This is a genomic window from Leyella stercorea, from assembly GCF_021531655.1.
This window is the reverse complement of record NZ_JADYUF010000031.1, coordinates 1-25,535: the sequence shown is the minus strand read 5'-3', so window position 1 is coordinate 25,535 and position 25,535 is coordinate 1. Positions and strand designations below refer to the sequence as shown.

The 25,535-nt window shown below is 49.0% G+C and carries 22 protein-coding genes; 5 read left to right on the top strand and 17 right to left on the bottom strand.

Translation table 11 applies throughout. The features are described from left to right. Position 1 precedes the first annotated feature (1 nt). On the bottom strand, positions 2-1,216 hold the full coding sequence (locus I6E49_RS09785; RefSeq protein ID WP_235402035.1) for a hypothetical protein: 1,215 nt from the start codon (positions 1,214-1,216) through the stop codon (positions 2-4). A gap of 94 nt (positions 1,217-1,310) precedes the next feature. Here I6E49_RS09785 and I6E49_RS09780 point away from each other — a divergent pair, with 94 nt between their 5' ends. Further along, entirely contained in the window at positions 1,311-1,835 is a 525-nt protein-coding gene (locus tag I6E49_RS09780) for a DUF6155 family protein (RefSeq protein WP_235402034.1), read from the top strand. A gap of 129 nt (positions 1,836-1,964) precedes the next feature. Here the strand turns inward: I6E49_RS09780 and I6E49_RS09775 are convergent, their stop codons facing one another. From I6E49_RS09775 to I6E49_RS14465, 8 genes are all read right to left on the bottom strand, one after another. Next, positions 1,965-2,672 carry a PepSY-associated TM helix domain-containing protein gene (locus tag I6E49_RS09775; RefSeq protein ID WP_235402032.1) on the bottom strand — a complete coding sequence of 236 codons (708 nt, stop codon included), beginning with the start codon at positions 2,670-2,672 and terminating at the stop codon, positions 1,965-1,967. An 83-nt stretch (positions 2,673-2,755) separates the two neighbouring features. After that, positions 2,756-4,819 (bottom strand): TonB-dependent receptor plug domain-containing protein, encoded by a 2,064-nt coding sequence (locus I6E49_RS09770; RefSeq protein WP_235402030.1) that lies wholly within the window; start codon positions 4,817-4,819, stop codon positions 2,756-2,758. A gap of 110 nt (positions 4,820-4,929) precedes the next feature. Beyond that, the gene (locus I6E49_RS09765; protein ID WP_235402029.1) at positions 4,930-5,736 is read right to left on the bottom strand and encodes a sirohydrochlorin cobaltochelatase; all 807 of its coding nucleotides are present in this window, start codon (positions 5,734-5,736) and stop codon (positions 4,930-4,932) included. A 276-nt stretch (positions 5,737-6,012) separates the two neighbouring features. Then, positions 6,013-8,169 (bottom strand): hypothetical protein, encoded by a 2,157-nt coding sequence (locus I6E49_RS09760; protein ID WP_235402028.1) that lies wholly within the window; start codon positions 8,167-8,169, stop codon positions 6,013-6,015. A gap of 55 nt (positions 8,170-8,224) precedes the next feature. Then, positions 8,225-8,470 (bottom strand): response regulator transcription factor, encoded by a 246-nt coding sequence (locus I6E49_RS09755; RefSeq protein ID WP_235402027.1) that lies wholly within the window; start codon positions 8,468-8,470, stop codon positions 8,225-8,227. A 170-nt stretch (positions 8,471-8,640) separates the two neighbouring features. Further along, a complete protein-coding gene (locus I6E49_RS09750; RefSeq protein ID WP_235402026.1) occupies positions 8,641-9,258 on the bottom strand; it encodes a LuxR C-terminal-related transcriptional regulator in 618 nt (205 codons plus the stop codon). 24 nt (positions 9,259-9,282) lie between these two features. Next, positions 9,283-11,109, bottom strand: coding sequence for a tetratricopeptide repeat-containing sensor histidine kinase (locus I6E49_RS09745; RefSeq protein WP_235402025.1), 1,827 nt, complete (start codon positions 11,107-11,109; stop codon positions 9,283-9,285). A gap of 414 nt (positions 11,110-11,523) precedes the next feature. Beyond that, positions 11,524-11,658 carry a hypothetical protein gene (locus I6E49_RS14465; RefSeq protein WP_262911537.1) on the bottom strand — a complete coding sequence of 45 codons (135 nt, stop codon included), beginning with the start codon at positions 11,656-11,658 and terminating at the stop codon, positions 11,524-11,526. A gap of 924 nt (positions 11,659-12,582) precedes the next feature. Between I6E49_RS14465 and I6E49_RS09740 the strand changes: the two genes are divergently transcribed. Next, positions 12,583-12,723, top strand: coding sequence for a hypothetical protein (locus tag I6E49_RS09740; protein ID WP_235402024.1), 141 nt, complete (start codon positions 12,583-12,585; stop codon positions 12,721-12,723). A gap of 36 nt (positions 12,724-12,759) precedes the next feature. Here I6E49_RS09740 and I6E49_RS09735 read toward each other — a convergent pair whose 3' ends face one another. The 8 genes from I6E49_RS09735 to I6E49_RS09700 all read right to left on the bottom strand — a co-directional run bounded on the left by I6E49_RS09735 (position 12,760) and on the right by I6E49_RS09700 (position 19,624). Then, positions 12,760-13,599, bottom strand: a complete 840-nt coding sequence (locus I6E49_RS09735; RefSeq protein ID WP_235402022.1) for a radical SAM/SPASM domain-containing protein — start codon at positions 13,597-13,599, stop codon at positions 12,760-12,762. A gap of 55 nt (positions 13,600-13,654) precedes the next feature. Continuing rightward, positions 13,655-14,416, bottom strand: coding sequence for a lysophospholipid acyltransferase family protein (locus I6E49_RS09730; protein ID WP_235402020.1), 762 nt, complete (start codon positions 14,414-14,416; stop codon positions 13,655-13,657). Between the two features lie 146 nt (positions 14,417-14,562). Next, positions 14,563-15,729 carry a metallophosphoesterase gene (locus I6E49_RS09725; protein ID WP_235402018.1) on the bottom strand — a complete coding sequence of 389 codons (1,167 nt, stop codon included), beginning with the start codon at positions 15,727-15,729 and terminating at the stop codon, positions 14,563-14,565. Positions 15,730-15,761: 32 nt separating this feature from the next. Then, complete coding sequence (locus I6E49_RS09720; RefSeq protein WP_235402017.1) at positions 15,762-16,583, bottom strand: vitamin B12 dependent-methionine synthase activation domain-containing protein; 822 nt, start codon at positions 16,581-16,583, stop codon at positions 15,762-15,764. Positions 16,584-16,588: 5 nt separating this feature from the next. Further along, positions 16,589-17,914, bottom strand: coding sequence for a dihydroorotase (locus I6E49_RS09715; RefSeq protein WP_235402016.1), 1,326 nt, complete (start codon positions 17,912-17,914; stop codon positions 16,589-16,591). Positions 17,915-17,977: 63 nt separating this feature from the next. Beyond that, entirely contained in the window at positions 17,978-18,745 is a 768-nt protein-coding gene (locus I6E49_RS09710) for a DUF4369 domain-containing protein (protein ID WP_235402015.1), read from the bottom strand. A 134-nt stretch (positions 18,746-18,879) separates the two neighbouring features. Further along, the gene (locus I6E49_RS09705; protein WP_235402014.1) at positions 18,880-19,305 is read right to left on the bottom strand and encodes a hypothetical protein; all 426 of its coding nucleotides are present in this window, start codon (positions 19,303-19,305) and stop codon (positions 18,880-18,882) included. Beyond that, positions 19,289-19,624 carry an FtsB family cell division protein gene (locus I6E49_RS09700; RefSeq protein ID WP_235402013.1) on the bottom strand — a complete coding sequence of 112 codons (336 nt, stop codon included), beginning with the start codon at positions 19,622-19,624 and terminating at the stop codon, positions 19,289-19,291. Before I6E49_RS09700 ends, I6E49_RS09705 begins: the two co-directional genes overlap by 17 nt. Positions 19,625-19,735: 111 nt before the next feature. Here I6E49_RS09700 and I6E49_RS09695 point away from each other — a divergent pair, with 111 nt between their 5' ends. Genes I6E49_RS09695 through I6E49_RS09685 form a run of 3 tightly spaced genes read left to right on the top strand, consistent with a single transcriptional unit; the run spans position 19,736 to position 25,067 of the window. Next, complete coding sequence (locus I6E49_RS09695) at positions 19,736-21,583, top strand: DNA polymerase III subunit gamma/tau (protein WP_235402011.1); 1,848 nt, start codon at positions 19,736-19,738, stop codon at positions 21,581-21,583. A 60-nt stretch (positions 21,584-21,643) separates the two neighbouring features. Continuing rightward, a complete protein-coding gene (locus I6E49_RS09690; protein ID WP_235402010.1) occupies positions 21,644-24,208 on the top strand; it encodes a YfhO family protein in 2,565 nt (854 codons plus the stop codon). A 4-nt stretch (positions 24,209-24,212) separates the two neighbouring features. After that, positions 24,213-25,067, top strand: coding sequence for a GSCFA domain-containing protein (locus I6E49_RS09685; RefSeq protein ID WP_235402009.1), 855 nt, complete (start codon positions 24,213-24,215; stop codon positions 25,065-25,067). Positions 25,068-25,535: the final 468 nt, after the last annotated feature.

Below are 25,535 nucleotides of genomic sequence, written 5' to 3'. Positions count from 1 at the left end.
GTCAAGCTGTTTTAGGATAAATCAATGGAAATTCAATGTTGCCATGTCGGCTATGTTCTTCGCTTATGAAAAGCTCGTCAAGATATTGTGCGGCAATCTGGCAGAACAACACCAGTTTTTCTTCTTCCGTCATATTCTTTCTGTATCCGGAATAGTTCATTACGAAGTGGAAGAGATTGTCGCCCGAAGCCATGAATGCCGTTTTCACCTCACGCACGTCCACCATCTGCAGCACCTGTTGCTGTTCGGTAAGTTCTTCCTTAGTGAGCGGTTCAGCCAGATTGCCTTTACGCAAGCGGCTGTTGTGTTTTCCTTTGGCAACGTCTTGCAGAATCTTCAGCCCGAGGTCTGTGGTACGTAGCATTGACAGCGACACCTTCAGCGTATATCTTGGGCGAGGCTCCATCCATACCGGATTCCTTGCGTCCATCTTCGCCTTTAGGTCGGTGTTGGTTTCGAGCAGCATCTGGTCGCGCAGATACTTCAGCTTCTGCACTTTTTCGAACAGTCGGTTCTGATATTCTATTAGGTTGAGGTAGTTGATAATCTGCCGGTCGAGTTCGAGGAGGTTGTGATACACCTCCCTAAGCTGTAGTTTCACGTCCGTCACCGTCTCCTTCAGTCCTACGTCCATTGCCATCATGAAGAAGGTGGCTTGTTTCTCGTCTATCACCCTCTCGCATTCGTTGATCAGCACGGCTATGTCCTTTCGCTTTTCATCAAGGTTCACCAGTTTCTTCTTCTTTACTGCGAAGGTAGGTTCGTTCTTGTATGTATTGTCGATGTTTCGCTTTAAGTCGATAACGTTTCTTAATGTGGTAAGAGCTATATTGCGCAGGATGCGCTTCACGTCCTTCAGGTATCCGTACTTGCGTGTGGGGCTGTTCTCGCTTTGATAATAGTCGATGGCGGCATTAAGATTGCCGATGCTCTCCTTTACGCTCGCCACGTTTATCTCCTCGTTCACTTCGAGCACTTCTTCAAAGAACTTCATGTACACATCCTCCAATTCCACGAAGTCGCCGTTCTCTCTGATTACTCCGAATCTGCGCAGAAACTTCAGACTTTCGTCCTTCTTGGCTGCCATGTCGCGTGCCACATCATAACGGAACGACAGTCGCTTGCGGTCCTGAAACAGTCCGCTTAGAAGTTTGCGTTCTCTGTCAAGAGCGCGTATCAGTTCGTCAAGTGAATGGAAGTGCGATAGTGTGTCCATTGTTTATGAAGTTAGTTATTTTGCTTACAAAGATAGTTATTTTCGTTCAGATATAAGAAATTAGTTGTATCTTTGGTGGAAAAATACAATAGTTATGTCAAAAGCAACGATAAAGAAACTTCTTCGGTCAATGTCGAAGGAAGAGATAATAGAAATGGTGATTGAAATGTATGATGCTCGCAAGGAAGCAAAGGATTATCTGGAGTATTATGCAAGTCCTGACGAGAATAGCAAACTCGAAGAATACAAGGATATTATTCGTGCTGAATTTTATCCTGAGGGACGTCGCGAACCAAAGACACGTTTTTCGGTTTGCAGAAAAGCCGTAACTGACTTCAAGAAGCTCAAGCCATCTGCCGATGCGCTTGCAGAACTGATGCTGTCGTATATGGAATATGCCATAGAGTTCACATTCGACTTCGGTGATATGTGGGAACAGTATTATGAGTCTGTTGAAGGTAATTTCGCCAAGACTGTTGAGTTCATTGCTAAAAACGGTTTGTGGGAAAAGTATGACAAGCGACTACAGCAGTGTGTCAAGTGGGCGAGCGTATGTGGCTATGGTTTCGCTGATGGTATTGATGACATATACGAGGAGACAAGACTTCGTTATGTTTAGAGCAATTCTATGTAAATAACTCATATTTTAGCCGTATACGTATTCATCGGCTTACGCATACGTTATCATTGGCACATGAATACGTTATCGTTGGGCGATGAATACGTTATCGTTGGGATATGTAAAATATCAAGCTTTGCACCTGCGCCGGAAATAAAGCAAGTAACCAGTAATAGGCAGTGATGCTCCTATGAGACTTACGACAAAAGTTATAATTTTTGTCAACATACCTCCCCACAAACCTATATGCAGTTCATGAAAGAGTCTCATCAACTCAGTACCCTTAGGTACAAGCTTCAAGCCGAACCCCAAGCCAGTAACAGAAAGAAGCAACAACCAAAGAAGTGCCCACCAGCCAAGACTGACGTGAAGGTCGAAGAGGCGGCGTCTGCTTCCTTTGTTCCATTCTACCTTAAAGCGTTGGCACAACTGCTTTCTGTCTTTCGGCAGAAGAACAAATATACCACTTATCAAGATGAAGATAAAGAGCAATGTGGTATAGGTGATTATAAGTTTGCCAACAGGTCCCATCATGAGACTGGTGTGAAACTTGGTGACATAGGAGAAAAAATCTCTTTTTGTCGTTGTACCATAAGGAGCGTCCTTGGAAGAAAACTTGCCAATAGTCTTGCCAACCCTTTCTTCATCACCCGCTTTTACGCTATAGGCTACTTTTACGCTCTTTGCGTGTGGCGCAATGACTTTTGGCATTTCAAGAGCATTTCTTATCTCATTTTTGAATACGAGTGTAGCTCCAGACAGGCAAATGAGTATTATGATAACTCCCAAAGGCAAGGAAAGCCACAGATGAAGTTTCAAAAGAACTTTCTTAGTCATTATTCATTATATAATCAATGCAAGGAGAGCGGAAAACCAACTATCTGATGCTTCCGCTTTCCTTGATATTCCATTAAAAAGTCTTATTTTGCAAAATTCACTTTTAGTCCTACCACAAGCATTCTGCCAGGCGAGTAAAGTGCCACTTTCTGTAAAGGAGTGTCTGTGCGATGATCTGTCTTGTTGAAGATATTGTCAATGCCGACACTAGGAACAAGTTTAAACATTTTGCCTATGGTAAAGGTGTGAGTAGTATTCAAGTTTATTACGCCATAGCCAGGAGCATTCTCATAGCCAGGATAATAAGTTGCCGACTGGAAGCGGCCGTTGAGGTTCACACCGAGGGTATAGTTGCGCCAAGTGTGGTTGTAGTTGGCTCCTGCCGTTAAGCTGTTCTTGAAGGTTCGCTCAAGCGCGGTCCATGTGCCAGCGTTCTTCGATCGGCCGTTGGTGTAGGCATAGTTTACAATAAGAGAGATGTCGTTAGTAACACTTACCGTTGCGTTAGCCTGTAGTCCTCTTACCACGCCTTTATTACTATTAATGTAGTGGCCGTATGTCTTCAGCTGCGCAAGCTGATCGGCTGTTGCCTCAGGAAACTGTTGTGCGAGTTCAGTACGAGCAGCATCGTCTATTGTGATGTTCTCCTTGACAATCATATTGTCAACAAAGTTCATATATCCCATAACAGATAGTGTAAGAAACTTGTTGCTGTATTCTGCGCTCAATGAGACGTAGTTGCTGCTTTCTGCCTTGAGGCTTGTGTTTCCGAATGTTATGACAGGACGCTTGCCCATCATCTTGAAGTAGTGATAGTAGAGCTCGTCGAGACCTGGTGCACGGAAACCGCGTGAGTAGGCAGCACGGAAGCGGAATTTGCCAGGAGCATACATCAATGCCACCTTAGGTGTGAAGTTGTTTCCGAAGGTGCCATGCTTGGTGTAGCGCATGCCAAGGGTTGCACTTACATTTTTCACAATCTCCATATCGTGCTGCACATATCCAGCAAGTGTGTATACATTGTTGTTTACGTTGCCGCTTGTAGCCGTGAGAAAGTCGTTACGCCAGTCAGCACCAATGATCGTCGTTGCATTGTCATAGAAATGGAATACGCCTTTCAGCTCAGCCTCATAGTATTTTTGCGACTTGTTACGCACGAAGTGTCCAACATCGTAAGTATTCGTTGCCACCTGATAGAGGTTTCCATAGTGGTAGTTGTCGTTTATGAAGTCGAAGAGCACAGAGTGTTTGCCCATATTATATTTTGCGCCCGCTTCCCAACGCCATCCTTCGCTACGCATGTCATAATCGGAACCTCCAGTAATGTCTTTACGAGAGTTGGGACGGTCGGTAAGTTTATAGCTGTATGATCCACCTGCATACATTGAGAGATTCTTTGCAGGATTTATGTCGAAGCGCTGATTTATTACGTTTGAGTTGAAACCGATGAACAGCGGTGCTATCGTCTCATACTCTTTTCCGTCAGCATCTACAGCCATGTTGTTGTTCTGATAACTGTCAGCCTCTTGATGAAAATACGAGGTGTGAGAGTCAAGATATTTTGATGTAACGTCAAGGTTCACACCTTCAGAAAATTGTCCTTTGCCCGATAGTCGTGTATCTGAAGAAGCAACTACTTTGTCCATTGTCTTCTCATCAGTAATGATGTTTATCACTCCGCCAATGGCATCTGAACCATAAAGGGCAGAGGCAGCACCATCAAGCACCTCAATACGTTTTACCTTCGACATATTGATGCGGCTTAGGTCTACATTGCCTGCAATATCGCCTATCATCTTTTTGCCGTTGACAAGAACAAGCACATATTTGTTTCCCAAGCCGTTAACACGGATGTATGATCCCATGGCGTTAGGCGAGAACGACACCTGTGGCATGAGCTTTGTCAGCACATCTTGAAAGTCGGTCGTTCCAGTTTCCTTTATTGCTTGCTGTGAAAGCACATGCACTGGTGTCGTGGTAGACTTAAGCAACTGGTGGTGTCCGTTTCCTGTAACTACTACCGGGTTGAGATTTATTGTCTTGCTAATGTCCTTATCGTCATTAGTTCCGTCATAAACATTACCTGCCACGGCATTTAAGCATCCAAACGAAGCAGCTACGACAAAAAGTAGAGTTCTGTTGTTCATATAATTATGTTTGTTGATTTCTTTTTGTATTAGTTTGTCTGTGTGTAAGGGCATCTCCCTTTTTCTTTATTATGACTTATCGCATTGTTTTTTCTGTAGACAACAACAATTTACTTAGCCTTTTCAGAGTTTACTGTCTTTATTTGAGCATCAATCTTACCAATGATCATATTCTGAATTTCGGTCATTTCTCCGATTCCTTTCCCAAACACGTCCACATGGTAGCCTTTAGTCTGAAGCTGCGTTTTCCACACTCCATCAATATCTTCCTTCTGATGGTTACCGGCGATGTAGAGCAGAGGTACAAGGATTACGTTTTTGTTTTTGCTGTTCTTCAACTGTTGTTCCACGTTTTCTCTCTTAGGAAAACCTTCTATCGTGCCTACATGCCATGAAGACTTTCCTTCAGCTTTCAACAAATAGTCGATCTGACTGTACATGGCATTTGCCGGACTGTCGCTACCGTGACCAACAAGCACCACTTGTGATTTTTTTGTTGCTACCGATTTGTCTGCAAGAAGACTCTTGGTTAGCATCTCTATAATTGTCCGGCAGTCGTCTACCGAGTAAAGCAATGGACGAACAACAGATACTGCTCTGAAGTCGTTCTTTACCTTGACAACTTCTGTTCTCAGCATCTCTGTCATCACTCCATCAAGAAGCATCGTGCTCTGCACAACGAGTTTGTTGCAGCCAAGCGCTTTCAGCGAATCAAGAGCTTGCGAGATGTAAAGTTTCTTGATGCCACGCTTTGCAAGCGTCTTTATCACCGACGGAGCCGAATAAGCCTCAACAACTGCACAGTCTGGAAAGGTTTCAGCTACACGAGAGTTGAGTTTGTCTATGGTCTGTGCACGGCTTTTATCGTTTGACGTGCCGTAATGTACAAGAAGTATTCCTGTTTTTTCGTTATCCACATTCTGTGCCATGATTGTTGCAACGCAGAACAGAGTAAAGACTATCGTAAGTATGTTTCTTTAATACCTAAAAAATAGGATATTGTAAGCACTACACCGACCTGATTATTTTTCATGATTATTATGTGGTTATACAAATACGCCAAAAGGCGTACAACCTCAATCTTTACGATTTCGGTTGTACGCCTTTTTATGTTTAACCATAACCGGTCATTAGGAAAAAGGGGCTTACATTTCCAAATGACCGATTTGAGGTTATCTCGTTGCTTTTGTGTTTCATCGAACCATCACTTTCTTTCCGTTGACAATGTAGATGCCTTTGGAAGTCGGAGTGGTTATGCGGCGGCCTTGCAGGTCGTACCATACGGGTGTGGAAGCGTCGTTGCGTTTAATGCTTTCAATGCCCGTCGGGTCAACATAGTTGTGCTTGCTGTAGTAATAGTGGCACACGTTGCGAGAGTTGTCGGCTGCTGTCTCAACACTCTCAAGCAGATAGTCGGTGCCGGGGAGATACTCGTAGGTGATGTTGCCACCCTTGCTGTAGATTTCCTCAATCAGTCTGCCGTCGTCGTCAAGACGGTATGTTATTGTACTTACTATGGTCTGATTGCCGTTGTAGGTGTCGGCAACGATATTGCCATCCTTGTTATACACCCTTTGGGCTTCTGTCGGATACCCCAAGAGTTCCCAATCGCCCTTGTCCGTGTTCCAATCATAATACCATATAGTTTCACTGGTAACAGGATATGCTTCTTCCTCATCTTCTCTTTCGAGAGGCATCAACGGGTCGGTATAGTTATATTGCGGATTAGCAGGAACGGATGCGTTGCTTGCGAGAGTCTGTTGATAATAACCGTGTGTTACAACGCCAGCTGACACTTCGTAGTTTCCATTAGTATTCCATACACCATCATTGTTTTCTATATAATGATAGCCGTCTGTCATATCATCGATAAACTTCGGCGCTGTAGCTGCACGCGTTGCGAGACGCTTTCTGGCTCTTGCTTTGCTCCAATCTTCCTTGGTCCACGGACCATCCCAGCTGTCGCCATCATATTCTGCCTCACTAGTCCAAACACCTTTCTTGTTGTACAGGTATTCAATCTTGATGAACTCGTTTTCGCTGATGCTATGGTCAATCTTCCATGCCAAATGTCCATCGGCGTTATATCCTACTCGTATCTCGCCGTAGTCGGTCACAGTTGTCGGATTGTCGTTATTGGAATCATACTCTTTATAAGTCTCCGTCCATTTGCCTCCAATGAGTTGTCCGTTGGCGTTCCACTCGTATGTACTCTCACCCTTATCACCATCGTCGGGATAATAGTAAGAAGAGGTTGCCGGATGTCCAAACTGCATAAACTCGTCCTCCGGATATATCTGACCGCCACCGTCTAATGCTTCAATAGCTTCGCGCAGCGACAGTTTCTTTGCATAGTCGTCGGCGTAAGTATATTCGTCCTTATATGATATTTCCGATGTCGATCCATTGTATCTGATGTCGGATAACAGGCGACCGAGATTGTCCCATGTGTAAGAATGAGAAATATTATCGCCCGTTACTTCGCCAGTTTGGTCATAGCTACGCATTGTCTCCCGTACTGGTCGGGTGCCGTCAGCATTGAGTGCGAATTCGCTTTCAGACGATTTCCACATTTCTCTCTCTATACTTCCTACCGTAATTTGTAGATAGTTTGGGCAGGTGTATTCCCGTTTGTACAGTTTGTCGTTTTCGGTTTGCCATACTATCTTACGGAATTCATCAACATACAGCTCGTTGGTATTCATCGTGTAATGGTAATCATCTTGTCCTTTTGCCGTAAGATCATACAAAAGTCGGCCTCTCTCGATGCTGGTGTAATTTGCATTGTCGGCGTATATGTCTACCGGTCCGGAGTATTCTCTCTTTTTATATCTGCGTATGAACTCCTTACGATTGTAGCTGTCATATCCATACAGGATTTCCTCCACGCGGTTGCCCCACTGGTCGTAGGCGTATGCCTCACTTATGTGAGTGGTGGAGTCGGGATATTCCTTATAGTAGCGTTCCCATGTCGTGTCGCCTATCACTTCCACTTTAGCTTTGTTCTTCTCAGTGGTCTTGTTGCCAGCCTTGTCCACATTGAAGCTTGTTCGGGCTGTACACTGTCCGGCGGCATTGAACACGTACTCCTGGCGATACGAGTTGTCGGTGTCGAGCACCCACTGTCCCGCCTCCTTGTTGTATTCCATGACCGACGTGATATATCCATACTCGTTGTATTGATATATCTTCCGGTGAGTGTCGCTTTCCACCCGGTCGAGCAGCGTAAGCTCGGTCGTTGGTTTTACAGCCTTGATTTTTCTGATTGGCACATTGTTTTGTGCCGCTGCAGGAGCTGCCTGCATAAACATTGCCGAGGCTATAGCAAGTAATAAGGTAGAATTTCTCATATTACATCGTATATTAAGTTTTGATAAATACAATTACTTCTGTCCGGCAACCGGACTACAACACTCTCAGTATTCCCATACGATAAACGGTTCCGATGAGCTGTGCGATGTTTCGTGATTTCGTCTTCTTGAGCAGTTGTCGGCGATGATACTCCACGGTATGTGGAGATATGAACAACTTTTCCGAAATCTCTTTGCTGCTAAGCCCTATGGCGAGCAGACTTAATATCTCCTTTTCGCGTTCGGTGATACTGTTCTTTATATCGGTATTCATGTAGCTGGTATTTGATAATGAGTACACTGTTTCTACACAAAGGTATAGAAAAAAAATAGTAAATATAGTCCTTTAAACACAGTAACCCCCTACCAAAAACTAAGAACTATGGTTTTTGGTAGGGGGTCGGCTATGGTTTTCCGTAGTCGGCCGGACCGCTGTCCGACCGACATAAAACGCATTATAACAATCAGGCATCAGATGTTTGCCTTAAAGCCCAATTCCGTTGCCCGGCTTATCATTTCGGCAGCGTTGGCTACATTGAGTTTCTGCATGATACGACGACGATGAAACTCAACGGTATTGGCACTGATGCCAAGCCTTGAAGCCATTTCGGCGGCAGAGAGTCCCATTGCCGTGAGACTGACTACCTGCTTCTCGCGGTCGGACAGACGGTCGGGGTGGCGCTTCAATGAATTGAGCAGCCGGAAGAAGGTTGGACTATAGTAGCCCTTGCCGGCACAAAGACTCCTGACTGCCATGAGCAGTTCCGCAGCGTTGTCGCTCTTCATCACCACCGCCTCGGTGTCCATATCGGCTATTTCGCCTACCGACCACGGTTCTTCGTGCATGGTATATATCGCCACCTGTGTGGCTGGCTGAACGTTGCGGACGTGCTCTATGAGCATGGAGCCGCTTTCGCCGTTGAGGTCAAGATCGGTTATAATGATGTCAACCTTATGTCTGTTGAGCATCTGTTCAGCCTCCCCCACCCCTGCAGCATCAATGATACGGGCTTCGGCAAACGACGAAGCCAGCAGGGCGTGTATGCCCTTGAGCACTATAGGGTGGTCGTCGACGATGAGTATTGTCATTGTTTTCAATTGGTTAAGGTGTGACTATGTGGTGGTGATTCGGTAAATGAGCATAAGCCTATGGCGCATGTCAGCCTCATCTACAGTAAGCTTTGCACCGATGCGGTCGGCACGTTTCTGCAGCGTCTGCTGTCCTATGCCATGATTGGAGGTGTGCCTGCCGTCAGCCGGACGGGTGCCTATGCCGTTGACAACGCATACGCTCAGGTTGCCGTCGTTGACGGTCAGCGATATGTCTATGCCCGTATGGTCGCCGTATTTCATGGCATTGGCTGTAGACTCCTGTATGATGCGGTATATCTCGTAAGCCACATGTTGCGGCAGACTGCCCCAATCGAACGCAGGGTCTATATTGAGCAAGATGTCGCGACTGCCGTTGCGGCTGATGGCGGCAACATACGAGCGCACCACTGCGTCGAGTGAGAGCGTCGAGAAACATGGAGGCATAAGCTCGTGCGACAACTGGCGCACGTTGCGCCAAACGTCGTCGAGATACTGCTCGGCATGAATGCTGTCGGTGGCGAGCAGCAGTTTGGTGGCGAGGATGTCGTTGCACACGCCGTCGTGCAGATCCTTGGCTATGCGCTCACGCTCGCTCTCGAGTCCGTCGATATAGCTCTGCTTCTCGTGCAGCAACGCCCGCTGTGCAGCGATGCGCCTGCGATAGAGCATAATGCCAACCACTGCCAGCAGCAATACTACCGCCACCACAAGCCACAGCACCTGATTGGCTTTCTCGGCATTCTCGCGTCTGGATTCAGCCAGAGCCATCTCCGTCTCCAGTGTCTTGTATTTCACCGTGAATTCGCTCATGCTTTTCTCTATGTCGCTTTGCTTTACCGAGTCGAGCACGGCAAAGGCACGGTTCATGAACGAGAGCGCCTCGGCGTTGCGATGCATGTTTTCGAGACACTGGGCTTTCGTGCGCAGCATCTTGTCAAGCGGCATTGCCTGGTTATGTGTGCCGCTGGCGATGATGCTGTCTACAAGTGCCAGCTGCTCGGCATATCTATGCTGCTTGCCAAGAAGATCGGCCTTGACCTCAAGAATGCCCAAAACTCCGTTGCTGCTGGCAGCCATTCCGTCCATGACACGGTCGGCATATTGCATGTATTGTGCCACGGATTGATAGTCGTCCAATGAGCTGTACGACTTCAGAATGATAGAAAGGAACTTCAGCGTGAGCACGTTATAGCCCACACTCTTCACCTCCTGCCAGCACGGCAGCATAGCATTGAGCGCAGCCCTATACTGGTTTTGCTTCATATATATGCCTCCGATGTTGGCACGTGCCGACAATCGCTGTATGGTGTCGTTGGCTGCGAGGGCTTCCTTTTCGGTCTTTGCGGCATAGTGAAGAGCCTCAGCAAAGCGGTTGCTTTCGGAGTAAAGCACCGTGACACAATTGTTCAGATATATCTCATATTCGGCATTATGCTCGGCAAGCGCCATCTGTATGCCCTCCTTATACTGCACCAGAGCCGAGTCGGTCTTGCCCAGACGACGGTAGGCTATGCCCATAGTGCCACGCAGATTGAGCATTGCGTCCACGTCGTGCAGCTTCTCTGCCAGACGGTAAGCACCCTGAGCCACGCCTACGGCATCCGCCATACGCCCCATGTCGACAAGCGTCACTGCCTTTTCGCTCAAAAGCCAGCATCGGGTAGTGTCCGCCGGGTGCATCAGCAGGGCACTGTCGGCAAGGGCCAATGCGCCTGGCTTGTCACCTCCGGCGTTGAGTTCGGCTACACGTTCGAGCATGGCGTAAGCGGGGTCGGACGCTGAATTGTGTTCGGTTCTGTTGCATGCAAGCATCAGAAGCGCAAGCAGTAATGGCAGTAATTTTCTCATTAGCGTGGTTTTTTATTAAATCTTAGCGCTGCTTAAAACTCAAATAAAGAATTAAAATTTCGCAAGCGAAAGTAGTTAAGAAGTTAAGGAGTATTCGCGCCCTACGGTCGCTAAGGAGTTAAGCCATTAGTTTTGCTTGATATAGCATTATAAACATTTGGCTTCGCTCGGCTTTGCCGCTTGCTTGCAAGAACTTCTTAACTCCTTTAACTACAGAATTCTCTGAACTTGCTAAAGTTCAGTAAAGAATATCTGACATGTGGCAAAGGTAAACAAAATCAGAGATAATCACTACTTTTAGAATGAAAATCTTATGCAAGACAGGCATTTTTATGGGTATCCGTAAAATGGAGTGATAATAGTAGTTTATTATTATAATGTAACAAGTTTATATAGTAGCGGATATGTCAAAAGTCAAACAAAGCGTGCTGAAAGCCCCAAAAGCACATAGCCCAAGGTAGCGCCTTGGGTGTACGGATTGAAAACAGCAAAACGCCCTGCAAGGGCAAAAGCATTGATAATTAACGCTTTTGCCCTTGCAGGGCGCATTGGTATTTGTGATACTTTCACCCAGGGTGTTGCCCTGGGCTATGGGCTTCTGCCCCTTTGGGGCGTACTGCTGTGACTCTTGACTCACCCTCAGCAATCAATGATGCAAACACTATTATTAGTAATGATGATTTGTATTCGACTTGGTGCTGCGGAGGCCAGAGACCTCCGCTACTTATAGGTTCATAATTGAATCACTTCAAATTAGGATGAACCATTTTTATATGTTTAGAAATCTGTGTCGGCAGTACGATATTTGCATTTTCAAGCGCTCAAAACTGCGAGTTGAGCGCACGACGAAATGTTTTGCCCGAAATTCTTGAGTTTTGGGCGAGCAGCGGTATCGTGCTTATACACAACGGTTTGCGTCGTATAGTAACCAAAGTGTGCAATCTTCGCAATTGCAAAAAGGCTCCTTTTGATGGCAAAAGGACAACTTTAGCCTTGCCAAACGACTCCTTTTGCCAGTCAATAGTTGTCGTTTTACATGGCAAAAGGAGTCGTTTTAGACGGCTAATGCAGTCGTTTTGCTATAGAAAAGCAGTAATATTGGGGTGAAAGAGGGGTTCGGGTGGGGTAAAAAGCATAAAAAACGACTCTGAAAATCTCCAGAATCGTTTTTTATTTTGTAACAGTTTTTTACTGTCTGTATTATATTTGCATTGGTTAGAAAGCACTGGCGGGACACTGGAATCCGGTTCTTCAGAAAGCAGGAATGTCACAATAACTTTAATAAAATCTAACTGTAGGAGGTTATGGCGGGGACGCCATATGCCTGAGCAAGCTGCGGTGTAAATAACTACATATAAGAATGTAACGACAGACTGCACTGGAGGGAGTGTCAAAAGTCAAAGCAGCACGCCCCGAAGGGGCAGAAGCACATAGCCCAGGGCAACGCCCTGGGTAAAAGTATCACAAATAACAATGCGCCCTGTAGGGGCAAAAGCGTTAATTATCAATGCTTTTGCCCCTACAGGGCGTTTTGCTTTTATCAATCCGTACACCCAGGGCGGTGCCCTGGGCTATGAGCTTATTGGGCTTTCAGCCCGTATAATTGACTTTTGACGCACCTCCCCTTACGTTTTTCAATGCCTCTTTTCCTTACTTTCTGAACCGCTTCGACACTGCCGAATAGCCGCAACGTTGGCACAGAGGTTCTACGGCTGTGTGATTGGTGAAGCCCTGATAGATGGCGTCGGCGCGTGTGGACGAGAGGATATGTTCAAGGCTGTGCTCGTAGAGGTTGCCCAGCGGCATGTCGCCGTTGTGGTCAAGACAGCACGGCACAACCGTTCCGTCTACCAATACGCCAATCTGATTGCGCAGGGCGTAGCAGAACACTTCCTCCTCGGCAGTGGGGGCGCATTGCAGGTCGGGCCATTCGAACATATTGTCGTTCTCGATGTAGAGATTTACGGCAATGCGCCAGCCGTCGTGACGTTCAGTCCACGGGCGCGGCTGATGGCTGGCTATCATGTCAAGAATGGCCTGGTTAAGGCTGTTGTGTCCGCCTTCGTTCCACAGACGCAGCACGATGATGCACCCACGGCGGGCGGCTTCCATGGCAAACGCCATCACTTCGTCGATGTATTGCTTTAGGTCAGCCTTGCCGTTGCCCTCGTGCGAGTGGAGCGAAATCTGGATTTTGTGGGGCAAAGCTTCAAGAATATCGGTGCGCTGCGAGAGCAAAGTGCCGTTGGTGGTGAGTATCGGGACGAAGCCTTTGAGCCTTGCCATACCGATGAACTGCGCCAGATGGGGATGCAGAAAAGGCTCGCCCATAAGGTGGAAATACAAGAACTTCACCTCGCCTCCAAGTCGGTCGGTGAGCGTGTCGAATTCGTCCAAAGTCATTGTGTGCTTCGTGCGCGTCGTCTTGGGGCAGAACACACAGTTGAGATTGCATACGTTGGTTATCTCAAGATAGCATCTGGTAATCATCTTGTTGTTGTTATCAAATGTAGGATGAGCCGTCGTCAGACTCTTGCGAAAGGGGTTACTGGTCGGGATTTTCTACAAATCCCTGGTATTCCTTTGTCAGTCCAGACATAACGGCGTCGTAGCTCTTGCTCTCAAGATGCTTGATGTTGTCGGGACCTGTGCCTATCGGCATGATAGGCTTGTGTATGGTGAGGCGCAGCGGATGCCATGTCACCCAGCGCATGTCGCGCATTCGGGGCATCACATTGAACGACCCGTTGATGGTGATGGGCACTACGGGCAGCTCGATGTCGTCTGCCAGCATGAAAGCTCCACGCTTGAACACGCCCATATGACCCGTAAACGTACGTGCTCCTTCGGGAAATACCACGAGCGACATGCCGCCCTGCAGCGTTTTGCGGGCACGGTCGTAGGTCTCGCGTATCTTGCTGGGGCCTCGCTTGTCGACGAATATGTGGTGGGCAGACTCGCATGCCTTGCCCACGAGGGGGATCTGGCGCAGCTGGCGCTTCATCATCCACTTGAAGTTGCGGCACAGGAAACCGTAAATCAGGAATATATCGAAGGCTCCCTGATGGTTGGCTACGAACACATACGACTGCCCTTTCTGCAGGTTTTCGCGTCCCTCTACCTTCACGGGCAGCAGAAGCACACGCACAATGAACTGCGCCCACCACTTGCCGGGATAATACCCCCAGAAATGACCGTTGCCCAATGCGCAGCCGATGATCACCATCATACTTGTTATTACGGTGTATATGGCTATCAGCGGAAGAGCTATGAAGAGCTGATAAATACGGTATATTAATTTTACCATTGCTTTTTAATATTTAATGATTTATGAATTATATTTAATGAGTAATGATTCACGCCATACCCTATTGCTTACTCAGGCTACGGCGAGGACGCCATAGCCTCCTACAGATAGCAGTTCATACCACTCCCCTCCCTACGGGGGAGGGGTCAGGGGGTGGGGCTTCTTAACGTTATCTCCACCACTTCTGGATCCATATTGAATCGGAACGGCACGAAACCGCCCAATCCTGTGGATACGAACAGAGCGCGGCCTGCCTCCTGGTAGAGTCCGTCGTCCTCGCGACCCGTCAGGTTTGTGGGGCGCAATCCGAACAGACTCATCTGTCCGCCGTGCGTGTGTCCGCTCAAGGTGAGCTGCACATTGCTGCCGGGCAGTATCGAACGGCGCCATGCCGAGGGGTCGTGCTGAAGCATGACGACGAACGAACGGGGGCTGACTCCACGCAATGTGCGCTTGAGGTCGGCTTTGCTTGGGAATGGCGGAAGCCCGTCGTTCTCCTCGCCCGCAATCACTATGGAGTCGCTACCACGTCGTATGATGCGGTGGTCGTTGAGCAAGAGCTGCCAACCTACGTTGGCGTGAAACTCGCGTGTGAGCTGTTCGTTGTGACGGCGTTGCCGCATTGGCAACTTCGGGACGTACTCCGAGTAGTCGTGATTGCCCAATACGGAGTAGACTCCGTCCTTGGCATGCAGCCGACGCAGCGTAGACGTGTAGCGCATGAGCTCGTCGGGGCGCATATTCTGAATGTCGCCAGTGAAGGCTATCATGTCGGGACGCTGACGGTTCATCTGTTCTACGGCGCGTTCGAGCAGTTCGCTGCGCATCGAACCGAGGTGGATGTCGCTGAACTGCACTATGCGATAGCCGTCGAACGACTTAGGCAGATTGGGCACACTTATCGTCACACGGCGTACACGCAGACGGTCGGTGCCTGTCATCGAACCCGTGAACAGCACGTAAAGCTGTCCCAGCACAAGCAGCAATCCGAAGTAGTTGCCCCAATTGCGCGTGCCTCCCGTCATACGGCGCACTCCACGACCGGCTATCGACGACAATACGAACAGCAGCTTGGGCACCACTATCAGTCCGAGCATGAACAGATAGATGTTGAACAACGTGAGATTGGCTGGCGCAAAGTCGTCAATCATGGCGTAGACAAGCGTCACCGACACCATCGCAGCACCAGGAACCCACCACAACAGACGCATCAGGAGCGAGAGGTCGAAGCGGTGGCGTATGTAGCGACGATAAATGTAGAGGTCGGGCAACAGCGTTGCCAGTATTATTAATATGAATATACGGGCTATCATTTATACTTGATTTATCTTCTGAACTTACAGCGTCAGTCTACGAGTCGTGAAGCGAGAAACCTACGCATCAGCTCCACTGGCACATGACGGCGCCGTGCATAGTCGCGCAACTGGGTGTCGTCGATGCGTCCGATGTCAAAATAATGGGCCTTGGGATGTGCAAACATCAGACCTGACACAGAAGCATGGGGCTTCATGGCACCGCTGTCGGTGAGGCGTATGCCTATGCGCTTCATGTCGATGAGGCGGTCGATGATGAAGTTAAGGCTCGTATCGGGCATTGACGGATAACCCACGGCTGGGCGTATGCCCTGAAAGTCCTCGCGAAGGAGCTGCGGTATGTCGAGATTTTCGTCGGGAGCATATCCCCATATAGTCCGGCGCACCTGCAAGTGGGTGATTTCGGCAGTGGCTTCAGCCAATCGGTCGGCAAGGGTTTGGGCGAGCATGCGCTGGAAATCGTCCTGCTGAAAGTCGTGTTCTATCGCCTCGTCAATACTGGCAGCAAACACTCCCACCCTATCCTTAATGCCCGACGAGAGCGGACGCACAAAGTCGGCAAGACAGAGGTAAGGTGCTCCCGGCTCGGAGGGGCGCTGCTGGCGCAGCATCGGCATGCGTTCTGTGCCTACTACGATGTCGTCGCCGTCGGCATTGGCATCGAACAGGCCTACAAGTGCATGCGTCTGATAGCGCTGTTGCAGCTGGTCGAGCATGACGTTTGCCTCGTTGAGCAGTTTGTCCTTCTCGGATTGGGGCTTGCCGGCGAGTCCCCACGCATGGTAGAAGTACAGCCAGTTGATGTAAGGACGCAGTTGGGCGATGTTGAAATCTATCTGTGTTACATTATTCATATATATCAGATTCTGAACTCCAAAGCCTCACCACGGCTCGTGTTGTCGAATGCTCCATTGTTGTATATTATGCTGCCGTTGCACATTGTGGTGCGCACCTGCCATGCGAATGTGTGTCCCTCCATCGGACTCCATCCGCATTTGCTCTGTATGCAGTCCTTGTCGACAGTCCAGGGCGAGTCGGGACGCACAAGCACTATGTCGGCCTTGTAGCCCGGACGCAGATAGCCACGACGCGACACGCCGAACAGTTCGGCTGGGTTATGGCTCATCAGCTGCACCAGACGCTCAATGGTGAGCACGCCCTCGTCGACGAGTTGCAGCATGGCAACGAGCGAGAACTGAACCATAGGCATTCCCGAAGCAGCACGGGCACATCCGCCCTGCTTGTCGGCAAGAAGATGCGGAGCGTGGTCGGTACCGATGGTTGCTATGCGTCCGTCGTTGAGTGCAGCACGCAGAGCGTCACGGTCGGCGGCTGTCTTGATTGCGGGATTGCACTTGATGCGTGTTCCGAGTGTGGCATAGTCGGCATCCGAGAAGAACAGATGGGCTATGACAGCCTCTGCGGTGATGCGCGGGTTGTTGCCGAAGAGTTGCAACTCGCGTGCTGTGGTGAGGTGTGCTACGTGCAGACGAGCTCCAGTCTGCTCTGCAAGTTCTACAGCCAGACGCGTAGACTGCCAACATGCCTCCTCCGAACGAATCTCGGGATGATGCTCCACAGCCGGGTCGTCTCCATACTTGGCCTTAGCCTCAGCCATGTTGCTATTGATTATGTCGGTGTCCTCGCAATGTGCCATGATGGGCAGAGCCGATTTGGCAAACAACTGTTGCAACACTTCCTTACGGTCGACAAGCATATTGCCGGTGCTTGAACCCATAAACAGCTTTATACCAGGCACGCGGTGCGGGTCTATCGACGTAACTACATCGAAGTTGTCGTTGGTGGCACCGATGAAGAAGCCATAGTTGACGTGCGACTTGCGTGCTGCGTCGGCATACTTGTCGTTGAGTGCCTCGAGCGTTGTGGTCTGCGGGTTGGTGTTGGGCATATCGAAATAGGACGTGACACCGCCAAATGCAGCCGCACGACTTTCCGTTTCGATGTCGGCCTTTTGTGTCAGTCCCGGATCACGGAAGTGTACATGGTCGTCAATCACACCTGGTAAAACAAAACACCCCGTAGCATCCACGACGCTGTCGTAGTTGCCACGGGGAGAGTCTGTACCTTCAACTATCTCTGTTATAACATCATTGTCAACAATCACGGAAGCCTTTCGGGCTACACCTTCATTGACAACGGTTCCTCCAAATATAAGTGTTTTCATATTCTAAAGTTGTTATGTTGTTGTGTTGAGATGGTGTGATCTCACCATCTCAACACCTCACCCTTATTGGGCAGGCGCAGCCAGCTCATTGGGAGTTGGACCCTGGGCTGGAGCAGACATTGCCGGTTCAGGAGTCTTCATTCCATTCATTATGGCTTGATTCTCCTGTGCCTTCTTATAGTAGTCCTTTACGTAAGGATCGTTCTTGAACTTATCAGTAGCCTTGCTCATAATGTCCTCTATCCACGGTGTGAGTTCAGGATAGCGATAGCCTATTGTCACCATGAAGAATACGCCGGGACCGAGCACATTGTCGAAGTTGTCGGTCACAAACGATGTAACGAGCTTGTCCTCCTGCTCTGTCAGGTGCTGAGCTTCGGCACTGATGCGACGGTTAACGGCATTCATGTCCGAGCCGTCCATGATTGCGCGGTCGTGCATATGGATGAGTTCTGCCTCCTGATTCTTCAGTTGGTTGTAGCGATTGAAGAACTTGAACAGCTCATCATTGAGCGGTGTGCCGCTGACTGTTTGCTGAGTGTTGTCTATTTTGATAGTGATGTCACCCTTTTCGAGCACGAGAGGCAGTACGCTTTCATCATCCATGAAAATATTGGCCATACATATAGAGTCGAAAGAACCATTGAAATGGAACTGACCATGTACAACGTCGCACGAATCAATAGTCTTGAAGTCGTTGTCATGCAGTACTTTCAGATAGAGCATGCGTCCATCGAGCGTTGAAACATTTGACGATCCCTGGATGTTATAAGAATTGCCGCATGACGCTAACGCCATGATTGTAATAAAAGCGTAAAGTATTTTACTCATAAAAATGTGGTTTCTTGTAAATTTGTATACAGACAAAGGTAATATGTATTATTTGAATAACAGACGTTTTTGCCGAGTTTTAAATTAAGATTATTCTTATTTAGATTTTTTAGCGACACGCCTTATGCCGCCCGTTACTCTGTTGCGGGAGTGTTATCTTCCTTTTTCAGACAACTGCTGATGCGGTGCATAGTGTACATTTCGAGAATGGCAGCCACGAGCAGCAATAACACCCACTTGTTGTAAACCACCTCTATGTATGTGGTATAATTGGTGAATGTATCGCGAAGAAACTGAAATGCTGTGTCGATCATCAACAGTCCAGAGAACACGAACAATATGTCGGCAAGCGTCATGATACGCTTCAGACGCTTGATGGTGGGGTTGTTGCCCTCATAAGTTTCGCTCACCTGCATCCAGGCGAACAACAATGCACCCACAAGATAAATCCAGCAAACCACCTCGCGTGCAAACATGAACGCGAAACATCCTGCTCCTATAACCATAAGTATGCCTCCTGTGAGGAACAGCATACTCTGTACTCTACTCATTTGTTTCATTATTGTCGGATTCTGTTTTTTTATCGTCACTCAAGACATAAATGTCCTCGTCATCGGTCTGCATAAAATAGCGTTCGCGTGCAATCTTCTGATAAGCACCCGGATCATGATTAAGCTCCTTAAGCTTTCGCATGTCGTCCTCGTTCTGTGTGTTGTACTTGTCTATTTGCTGGCGAAGATCGCTTATCTGCATTTCCAACTGGACGCGATGCATAAAGCTGTTCTCATCGACAAAGCCTACAAGTATTATTCCGGCGATGATGACAATAGCATATTTGTAGTGGCCCACAAGAGCCATTATAAGTTTAAGACGACCCATTGTTATTTAATTTGTATGCAAACTTACTCATAATTTTCCGTATTCATACACGAAAATAGAATTTTTTATAGTAAGTTTGCAGTTGATTATCATCATTGCACATTATATAATATGGAAGAATATATAGTTTCAGCACGCAAATACCGCCCGATGTCGTTCGACTCTGTGGTGGGGCAAAAGGCTCTTACTACAACTCTGAAGAACGCCGTGAAGAGCGGAAAGCTTGCCCATGCCTACCTGTTCTGCGGCCCGCGCGGTGTGGGCAAGACCACTTGCGCACGCATCTTTGCCAAAGCCATCAACTGTATGAACCCCACTCAGGACGGCGAAGCATGCGGAGAGTGCGAGAGCTGCAAGGCTTTTGCCGAACAACGCTCGTACAACATCTTCGAGCTTGATGCCGCCAGCAACAACTCGGTGGAGCATATCAAGTCGCTCATGGAGCAGACACGCATACCGCCGCAGGTGGGCAAGTACAAGGTTTTCATCATCGACGAGGTGCACATGCTGTCGTCTGCCGCCTTCAACGCTTTCCTCAAGACGCTTGAGGAACCGCCGGCACACGTCATCTTTATCCTCGCCACCACCGAGAAGCACAAGATTCTGCCTACCATCCTGTCGCGCTGCCAGATATACGACTTCGAACGAATGACTGTGGAGAATACCATATCGCACTTGAAGAACGTAGCGCAGAAGGAAGGCATCACTTACGAGGAAGAGGCTCTGGCTGTTATTGCCGAGAAAGCCGACGGCGGTATGCGCGACGCTCTGTCGATATTCGACCAGGCTGCGAGCTTCTGCCAGGGCAACATCACATACGCCAAGGTTATTGAAGACCTCAACGAGCTGGATGCCGACAACTATTTCCGTATGGTTGACTTGGCGCTTGAGAACAAGGTGAGCGATATAATGGTGTTGCTCAACAGCATCATTGAAAAGGGATTTGACGGGGGCAACCTCATCAACGGACTGGCGTCGCACGTGCGCAACGTGCTCATGGCTAAGGACGAGAGCACCCTGAAGCTGCTCGATGCAAGCCAGCAGCAAGTGCAGAAGTATGCCGACCAGGCTAAACGCTGCCCAACCAAGTTTCTGTATCAGACGCTGAAGCTGACCAACCAGTGCGACCTCTCGTACAGACAGAGCAGCAACAAGCGACTGCTCGTTGAACTTACGCTCATACAAGTGGCTCAGCTGACTCAGCCTGAGGACGCTTCTGATGGCGCGGGGCGTAGCCCCAAACGTCTGAAATCCCTGTTCAAGCACTTAACAATGACCCGGAACACAGCGGCTCGGCAGGTGGTCGCTCCGGGAAATGACAACAGCATCCCCTCACACCGACATCAGCCGACGGCAACGGCAACTGTTCCGGCAGGCGAAGACGCCGCTCTGGCAGCAGCAATGGGCGCTGCCTCGGCACACATCACGCAATCAGCGGGAGCCACATCGGCAGCCACGGCTACGGCATCAGCCACTACGGCTGCACCCAAACGCCCTGCCATGAAGCTCTCAAGTCTCGGAATTACATTCCAAAGTCTTCAGCAGAAGCAGCAACAGGAGCAGAAGCAGGAGGCAGAGATAACCAATAAGGAGGAGAACGAGGAGTTCACTCAGGACTTCCTCGAACTGCAATGGCTCTCGATGTGCAACCGAATGCCGCAGAAGATGATAAGTCTTGCCTCACGAATGAAGAACATGAGGCCACGAATAGCAGAATTTCCTGCCATCGAAATAATCGTAGACAACCAGATGTTGCTCGACCAAGTGGAGACAATCAAGGGACGAATACGCGCCACTATGGCAAAGGCCCTGCACAACGGAAGCATAACACTGACGCTGCGATTGGCAAAAGCCGAGGAAATAAGCAAGAAACTCACAAAGAAGGAGGTGTTCGACGAACTGATGAAGCAGAAGGAAGTGCGCACATTCGTTGAAGCCATGGGATTGGAACTGACGTAAGCCGGCAATCGTAGCTGACGTAACAACAAACCATTAGTAACAAAACAAAACATCATATAAATGAAGACATTGAAAAGATTTCTGCCAGACATTCTGGTAGTATTGCTGTTTGCAGTCATCGCATTTGCCTATTTCTTCCCGGCAGATACCGAAGGCCGCATTCTCTATCGTCACGACTCGTCGGCAGGACGAGGCTCGGGTCAGGAGCTGACCGAGTATTATCAGCGCACAGGCGAGCGCACCCGTTGGACCAACTCGCTGTTCAGCGGAATGCCTACCTATCAGATGGCACCGTCGTACGACAGCCAGCAGGTTCTGAACGAAGTGGGCAAGTTCTATCATCTTTGGTTGCCCGAGAACGTTTGGTATGTGTTTGCATACCTTCTGGGCTTCTACATCCTATTACGCGCATTCGACTTCCGTCGTGAGCTGGCAGTGCTCGGCTCTATAATATGGGCGTTCAGCAGTTATTTCTTTATCATCATCGCCGCCGGACACATCTGGAAGGTGATAGCATTGGCTTATCTGCCGCCTATGATAGCAGGTATTGTGCTGGCATATCGTGGCAAATACGTATGGGGATTTGTAATCACGGCGCTGTTCACGGCACTCGAGATACAGGCCAACCACGTGCAGATGACCTACTACTATCTGTTCATCATAGCCTTCATGGTGCTGGCTTATCTGTGGGATGCCGTGCGAAATCATCGCCTGGCACAGTTTGGCAAGGCTACTGGCGTGTGCTTTGTGGCTGCCGCACTGGGCGTTGTCATCAACCTTTCCAACCTCTACCACACCTGGCAGTACACCCAGGAGTCGATGCGAGGAAAGAGCGAGCTGGTGAAGAAGAACTCTGCCAACCAGACAAGCAGCGGTCTCGACCGCGACTACATCACTCAGTGGAGCTATGGCATAGACGAGACATGGACCCTGCTCGTACCCAACACCAAGGGTGGAGCGTCAATGCCGCTTGCCATGAACGAAAAGGCTATGCAGAAAGCCGACCCGCAGTTCTATCAGATTTACCAGCAACTGGGACAGTACTGGGGCAACCAGCCCGGCACAAGCGGTCCGGTATATGTTGGAGCCTTTGTGCTGATGCTGTTCGTACTGGGTCTGTTCATCGTCAAAGGACCGATGAAGTGGGCGCTGTTCCTTGCTACCTGTCTGTCGATACTGCTGTCGTGGGGCCACAACTTCATGTGGTTTACCGACCTTTTCCTCGACTATGTGCCTATGTATGCCAAGTTCCGAACGGTGGCTTCGATACTCGTGATAGCCGAATTCACCATTCCGTTGCTGGCAATGTTGGCGCTTAAGAAGATATTCGACACTCCCGACTTCTTCACACAGAAGATACGCATATACCTCGGAACGTCGAAACATCCTATCATTGCGCACAACACCACCAATATGTTTTGGTTGTGGGCGAGCTTTATAGCTACGGGTGGCATGGCACTGCTGTTTGCCATCATGCCGTCGATATTCTTCCCCGACTATGTCTCGGCTTCAGAACTGGAGGCAATGAAGCAGATTCCGTCGGAATATCTGGGTCCGTTGCTCAGCAATCTGCAAGAGATACGCATCTCGATATTCACCGCCGACTGCTGGCGCACACTCTTCGTCATCGTGCTCGGAACCGCTGTGCTGTTGCTGCTGCGCATGAAGAAGATTCAGCCCAAGTATGCTGTGGGTGCCATCATCGTGCTCTGTCTCGTGGATATGTGGCAGGTCAACAAGCGTTATCTCAACGACGACATGTTTGTAGAGCGTAGCGTGCGCGAGACTCCGCAACAGGAGACTGCCACCGACCGCCAGATTATGCAGGATAAAGCGCCCGACTATCGTGTGCTCAACCTCGCTTCGAACACGTTCAACGAGAACGAGACTTCCTACTATCACAAGTCTATAGGCGGATACCACGCTGCCAAGCTGCGCCGCTATCAGGAGATGATCGACCAGTATATCGGTAAGGAGATGCGCAACATGCAGGGTGCCATCGTCAACGCACAAGGCGACATGACCCGTGTGGCTGGCGACTCTATCTATCCGGTGCTCAACATGCTCAACACCAAGTACGTAATCCTGCCGCTGCAGGGCGGACAGACAGCACCGTTGCTCAATCCGTACGCCTTCGGCAACGCATGGTTTGTAGACCGTATAAGCTATGTCGACAATGCCAACGCCGAGATTGACGCCGTAGGAAAGATTGACCTGCGCCATGAGGCAGTAGCCGACAGCAAGTTTAAGGATGCGCTTGGCGAGCCGGCAGCACAACAGTCAAATGCCGTAGTGACATTGAAGAAGTATGAGCCCAACGAGCTTACCTACACCGTAGAGTCGCAGAAGGGTGGCATCGTAGTGTTCTCGGAGATATACTATCCCGGATGGACTGCCAAAGTGGACGGTGCTGACACTCCCGTGGGCCGTGTCAACTACATCCTTAGAGCAATAAACGTGAAGCCAGGCAAGCACACCGTAGTGCTGACATTCAAGCCTACATCTGTGAAGAACACCGAAACGGCTGCTTATGTGGCTTATCTGCTGCTCGTGCTGGCTATCGCCGCAGGCGTATTCTTCGAAACGAAGAGACGCAAGAATGAAACAAACGAACTGAAGAAATAAAAATATGGAGTTTCGTACACCAGTAACAATTACGCTCGCGCCGTTCGCTATCGAACCGCGCGAGCGTATGCTTTTTGTAGGCTCATGCTTTGCCGACAACATCGGACGGCGATTTGTGGATGACAAGTTTCGTGCAACGGTCAACCCATACGGCGTGATGTACAATCCGGCAAGCATCTTGCACACCGTGAAGCGATGGACCGGGGAGCTTGTAGCTGCACAATCGGAAGCCTCAGATTCCGGTTCTGACGTTAGTCAGGCAATCAATGAAGCCCCTCAGACGGCTGTGTTCACGCTCGGCACCAATCATGTCTACGTCCTCAACGAGACGGGCGAGATAGTGGACAATTGCCGTAGACGTCCGCAGCGGTTGTTCACCGAGCGCGAGTTGAGCGTAGACGAGTGTGCCGACTATCTGCGTGACGCCGTCACGATGCTTCGGCAGATTAATCCCTCGGTTCGTATCATCATCACCGTCAGCCCCATCCGCTACGCCAAATACGGATTTCACGGCAGTCAGCTGTCGAAGGCTACGCTGCTTTTGGCTGCCGACAAGCTGACAAAAGAGATGAACAACGTGGTGTATTTCCCCGCCTACGAGATTGTCAACGACGAACTGCGCGACTACCGTTTCTATCGTGAAGACATGCTCCACCCTACCGACCAGGCTGTGGAATACATCTGGCAGTGCTTCGGCGAAACGTTCTTCTCCAAACAGACGGTGAAGTTTCTTGAAGAGTGGCGCCCGATAAAGGCAGCACTTGCCCACCGACCATTCAATCCGGAAGCCGAAGAATACAAGAAGTTCTTGGAAAAGGCGAAGGAAGGGGAAAGGGAGTTGATGGAGAGGTACAAGTGAAAAGCCACAAAAGCCCTACCCCCGACTCCTCCCCCGTAGGGAGGGGAGTGATATGTAATGTTTGCTAAAACACTCAAAATTCCGGATAAACAAAAAAATGTAGTCCTTTTACCCTGTAAATGTACCCCTTTTGAAGTGCAAAAGGACTACATTTACAGGGTAAAAGGACTACATTTGAACAGCAAAAGGACTCCTTTTGAAAAGCCTATATATAACCCACTTATTTTCAATGCATTCAAAAATCGAGATTCATTGCATTTTTATCAATATTTCAACACATTGCATTCGATTTTCAACACACTAACACCCAATCCCCAATGCTTTATTTTTAGAATCTCAATGCATCTCACTCATTTTTTTAAAGCATTCTTATTAGAATCTCAATGCATTATTTTCAGATTCTCAAAGCATACCACTCCCCTCCCTACGGGGGAGGAGTCGGGGGTAGGGCTTTTGTGGCTTTTCACT